Origin of the sequence: Methylophaga sp. UBA1464 (assembly GCF_002325665.1) — a bacterium.
Classification (GTDB): Bacteria; Pseudomonadota; Gammaproteobacteria; order Nitrosococcales; family Methylophagaceae; genus Methylophaga.
In genome coordinates, this window is record NZ_DCSO01000089.1 from 53,940 (window position 1) to 58,876 (window position 4,937).

6 protein-coding genes are annotated in these 4,937 nt (G+C 46.4%); 2 read left to right on the top strand and 4 right to left on the bottom strand.

The window, feature by feature from the left end:
* The 3 genes from B3O33_RS11800 to B3O33_RS11810 form a co-directional block, all read right to left on the bottom strand.
* On the bottom strand, positions 1-279 hold a 279-nt coding region (locus B3O33_RS11800), incomplete at its 3' end, for a flavoprotein (RefSeq protein WP_292363664.1).
* On the bottom strand, positions 276-1,610 hold the full coding sequence (locus B3O33_RS11805) for a YhjD/YihY/BrkB family envelope integrity protein (protein ID WP_292360369.1): 1,335 nt from the start codon (positions 1,608-1,610) through the stop codon (positions 276-278). The genes B3O33_RS11800 and B3O33_RS11805, both read right to left, overlap by 4 nt.
* Positions 1,611-1,645: 35 nt before the next feature.
* Positions 1,646-2,404: a Nif3-like dinuclear metal center hexameric protein gene (locus B3O33_RS11810; protein ID WP_292360371.1), complete on the bottom strand. Its 759-nt coding sequence runs from the start codon at positions 2,402-2,404 to the stop codon at positions 1,646-1,648.
* Positions 2,405-2,476: 72 nt separating this feature from the next.
* On the opposite strand from B3O33_RS11810, the gene B3O33_RS11815 reads away from it, so the two are divergent.
* Positions 2,477-3,151 carry a DUF4126 domain-containing protein gene (locus B3O33_RS11815; RefSeq protein WP_292360373.1) on the top strand — a complete coding sequence of 225 codons (675 nt, stop codon included), beginning with the start codon at positions 2,477-2,479 and terminating at the stop codon, positions 3,149-3,151.
* Here B3O33_RS11815 and B3O33_RS11820 read toward each other — a convergent pair.
* Positions 3,148-3,981: a CheR family methyltransferase gene (locus B3O33_RS11820; protein ID WP_292360375.1), complete on the bottom strand. Its 834-nt coding sequence runs from the start codon at positions 3,979-3,981 to the stop codon at positions 3,148-3,150. The two genes, B3O33_RS11815 and B3O33_RS11820, sit on opposite strands and share 4 nt — an antisense overlap.
* 101 nt (positions 3,982-4,082) lie before the next feature.
* Here B3O33_RS11820 and B3O33_RS11825 point away from each other — a divergent pair.
* On the top strand, positions 4,083-4,937 hold an 855-nt coding region (locus B3O33_RS11825; protein ID WP_292363666.1), incomplete at its 3' end, for an SDR family NAD(P)-dependent oxidoreductase.

The window sequence follows — 4,937 nt, forward strand, 5'->3', positions numbered from 1 at the left end:
GGGAGCAATCACTATCCAGTCTGCCCAGCGCGCCAGTTTAATATGCCCCATTGCCGCTTCTTCATCAGCATCAAAGAAATTCAACGACACCGGATGACCACTGACAGTCTGCATGGTGAGCGGTGTGATGAATTGCGTCGCCCCATGACTCATCATCACCCTGACCTCAGCCCCGTGTTCTTTTAATCTACGCACCAGATCTGCCGCTTTATAAGCGGCGATACTGCCAGTAATACCCAGCAGAATATGCTTGCCCCGAAAAGCATTGCTCCCAATCATGCTTTATTTTTACCTGTGGCTAAATCACGCAAACTCAAATCATCCAAAACGTTTTCCTGTGCCTCACTTATTTCGGTAAAGAATGCTTCGATACCCGGCTCAGTATGTTGTTGTAATTTTGAAATACCGACTTCTTCAGCACTCCGTAAACTGGCCAATATGTCACTGACACGGATTTTGCTGACATCGCCAGCCAATGTATAGGAAATTTTATCGCCAGCCACTTCCACCAGAAAACCACCTTTCTCTAACATACTGAGTAAATCCATCAGGTTTTCACTGCTTAATGCTGTCAGCTGCTCCAGCTCAGTGACGGTATATGCTGGCTGTTGCTCACAAAACCGACGAGCCATAATTGTCATTAACCACAAACCTTTTTTCTCGCGTAAACGCGGGCTCAAAACCAGTGTTTTTCCACCCATCAAGACAAATTTAGGATGCTGCAGATAAAAGGCGACCTGCGATCCAGTCAGTAGAATATACCAGCCGAGATAAAGCCAGATCATAAAGAAAAACAGAATCGCAAAACTGGAATAAATTGCCGTGTAATTTGATGATGAAGCAACAAAGGTGGCAAACAAGGTTCCCAGACCAATCCATAATGCACCGGCTACCATTGCACCACCAAGTGCAGGCCCAAGTTTCACCTTGGTATTAGGAATAAAAGTGTAGAGAAAGGTAAAGGCAAGCACAATCATGAAATAGGGTAATAACTTGCTCATTATCAGTAACAACGTACCGAATGGTTCTATCGATTGTAATGTCTGAACCACATCATGATTCATTACGGTCGCAGCAAGGCCTAAAGCCGAAAATACCAGCACGGGTCCAATCATGACGACACTTAAATAATCGGTAAAACGCCTTGCCAGGGTCCTCGGCCGTTTCACTCGCCAGACATAATTAAATGCACTTTCAACTTTCTGCACTAATGCAATAATCGTGTAAAACAACATACCCAGACCAATTGATCCGAGTACACCGACTTTGACATTTTCCACGAAACCAATAATGTTGGAGGTCATTTCTGCACCACGTTCACCAAGTGGCGCCATGAAATTCAACAAGACGGGTTCTATCTGATTATGCACTCCAAATGCTTTAAGCACTGAGAAGGCCACAGCAATTAACGGGACCAAAGACAGTAAAGTGGTAAACACCAGACTCATTGCCCGTAAATTTAATTCGCCGGTCGATAATTGCCTGACCATCACGTATGCCACTCGTACAAAGTGGCGAAACACACGTTTCATTTTACTGGCACTTTCGGCAGTTTCCTGCCAGAGCTGAACCTGGAAGAAATGCTTAAGCCTGTCTATATAGTCATTCATATTGGTTACCATCCTGATGGCAGTTCGTTTATCCATTAAACCGGATTATCAATATCGATAAAATGATGTTGCAAATCAAAGTGCTCCGCAAGATGCTCACCTAAGGCCTTGGCGCCATATCGTTCAGTGGCATGATGCCCCGCGGCAATGTAATGAATTCCAAGCTCCCGGGCTAGATGCGTGGTTTGTTCTGAGGCTTCCCCGCTGATAAAGGCATCCAGACCTAACTCTGCCGCCTGCTGAATATAACCTTGTGCGGCTCCTGTACACCAACCAAGGGTATTGATATCGCGATTATGGCCGGCAATCGTTGTGGGCTCACGTCCAAGCCGGTTGGCAATAAACGATGAAAATTCACTTAACGATTGCGCCACTTTTAAACAACCGCACAACCCAATAGCGGGTTCTCCGGTTCCTGAAATACGACCATCAACTTCAAGATCCAGTATTTTGGCTAACTGCGCGTTGTTACCAAGCTCTGCATGCGCATCTAAAGGTAGATGGTAGGCAAACAGATTAATATCCCGGGTTAACAAGGTTTTTAAGCGCTGGTATTTGAGCCCGGTAACCGCTGGCGCTTCACCACGCCAGAAATAGCCATGATGTACCAGTATTGCATCAGCATTATTGGCTACTGCTGCATCCAATAAAGCCTGACTTGCCGTGACACCGGTCACCAGGATGTTAATCTGCTGTTTACCTTCGACCTGTAATCCGTTTGGACAATAGTCCTGAAATCTTGATGGTTCCAGTAACTCATCAAGATAGGCGAGCAGCTCTGTTCGGGTTATCATCCAAATTACTCCACATAAACTCCAAGGTCTGATTATCCAGACCCTCGCCACTATAACAAACAGGAGTCTTAAATGGATGCTGTGAGTATTATTGCACTGAGTATGGGGGCCGCCTGGGCCAGTGGCATCAACCTGTATGCTGCCGTTTTTATGCTCGGTTATATGGGATCAACAGGTCATATTGTCTTACCGGATGAGTTACAGGTACTCAGCGATCCATTAGTGATGACCGCCGCCGCTGTCATGTATTGCGTAGAGTTTTTTGCTGATAAAGTTCCGGGGGTCGATACCGGCTGGGATACCCTGCATACCTTTATCCGTATTCCGGCAGGAGCCATGTTGGCGGCCAGTGCTGTAGGAGATGTCAGCCCCGCAATCGAACTTACAGCGGGTCTGCTGGGAGGCAGTCTGGCTGCAGCCACACATGCCACTAAAGCGGGTAGTCGATTACTGATCAACACCTCACCAGAGCCATTCAGTAACTGGGGGGCCTCCGTAACGGAAGACTTGCTGGTGATTGCCGGCCTGTGGACAGCGCTTACTTATCCAATCTGGTTCCTGGCCGCGCTTGTTATTTTTATCGTGTTAATGATATGGCTACTGCCGCGTTTATGGCGGTTAATCAGAACAGTATTGCAATATATCGGAAGTTGGTTGGGGTGGTGCGAAAAACCGGAAACATCCTCTACAGCGAAAACGGCCGAACCGACAATGGTGAAGTCTGTAACAGATAAAACGGAAAGTTAACGGCGACGATATACCACACCATGCGGCGTGCGTTGCAGGTCAAATGCTTCGGTATAGCCGCTAATAGTCTCAGATGCCCCTAAAAACAGGTATCCGCCCGGATTCATTGCCTGGGCCAGTCGGGTCAGGATGTCCGTCTTGCGTTGCATTGAGAAGTAAATCAACACATTACGACAGAAGATCACATCAAAGCGGCCGAGACCAGTGTAGTTCTGTAACAGGTTCTGTTCTCTGAATTGCACCCGCTGTTTTATTTCATCAGTAATTTGCCAGCGTCCTTCGAGCTGTTTGAAAAACTGTTGGCGTCTTGCCGCAGAAAGTCCCCTGACCAACGCATGTTCCTCATAAACACCTCGCCGGGCCAAAGCAAGCATACTGTTAGAAATATCGGTCGCAATGATCTGCGTACTTTTCAGGCGACTGTCTGGTTTCTTGCGTGTGTATTCACTCAAAATCATGCTGATGGTGTAGGGTTCCTGGCCTGAAGAGCAGGCCGCCGACCAGATTTTACAGGGTGAAGTAATCCGGGTTTCCAGGTCAGCCAGAGTCATCTTTTCAAAGACTTCAAATGGTCCACCATCTCTGAACCATGAGGTTTCATTGGTCGTCATCGCGTCGATGACCGAATCACGTAAATGACGTGGATGACCACGTTGAATGGCGTTTAGCAGATCGGCTACCGACGGAATGTTCTCATCGCGTAATAGTTTAGTGAGGCGGCTGACAATTAAATATTGCTTACCATCACCTAAAACAATGCCGCAGGCTTGTTCCAAAAAAAGTCTAAACCGTTCGTAATCGGCCTGACCAATGTCGTTTCCTTGTAACATACCTGCGTTTTGCCCACCTTAATGATTCGGTCTATAGCATTTAGCGGTCAATGTGCTTAAATGTTTAGCCGTTATAATTTAACCATACTCTGATTGCTTATATGTCAAAAAACAAGCCAAATATGACACGTCGTAATATTTTGATCACCGGATGTTCAAGTGGCATTGGTTTGGCAGCCGCTCAAATATTACACCGCCGTGGCTACCATGTGATCGCTACTGTAAGGAAACCTGCAGATCAATCCATGCTCTGTGAAGCCGGCATCAGTAGTTTGTTATGCGATTTGAATAACAGCGCAGCTATCCGGCAGATGGTTGAATCGGCGTTAAAAGCCTTCGATGGGCGAATCGATGTGTTATTCAACAATGCCGCCTATGGCCAACCCGGCGCAGTGGAAGATCTATCACGTGAAGCAATGCGAGATCAATTTGAAACCAATGTGTTTGGTACGCAGGAGCTGACCAACCTTGTTATCAGACAAATGCGACAGCAGGGATTTGGCAGAATTATCTATAACAGCTCGGTATTAGGTTTAATCGCGCTACCTTATCGTGGTGCATACAATGCCAGTAAATTTGCCATAGAAGGCCTGGCTGACACGCTAAGATTAGAGTTGAAAGGCACGGGGATAGATATTTCTCTCATTGAGCCCGGACCGATAACCAGTCACTTCCGGCAAAATGCCTTTGTAAAATTTCAACAGCATATTGATAAAAATAACAGTGCTCATCTGAGCAACTATAACGCGATGGAAAGGCGTCTGTTAACGCCTGGGCCAACAGCACCTTTCACCCTTCCAGCAAAAGCTGTTGTTGATAAATTAGTACATGCAATTGAATCAAACCGACCTAAAATACGTTACTACGTTACCTTTCCGACCTACTTATTTGCCTATCTCAAACGCGTATTGCCGGCCAGTGGTTTAGATTGGGTATTGAATCGGGTTTCTCGTGGT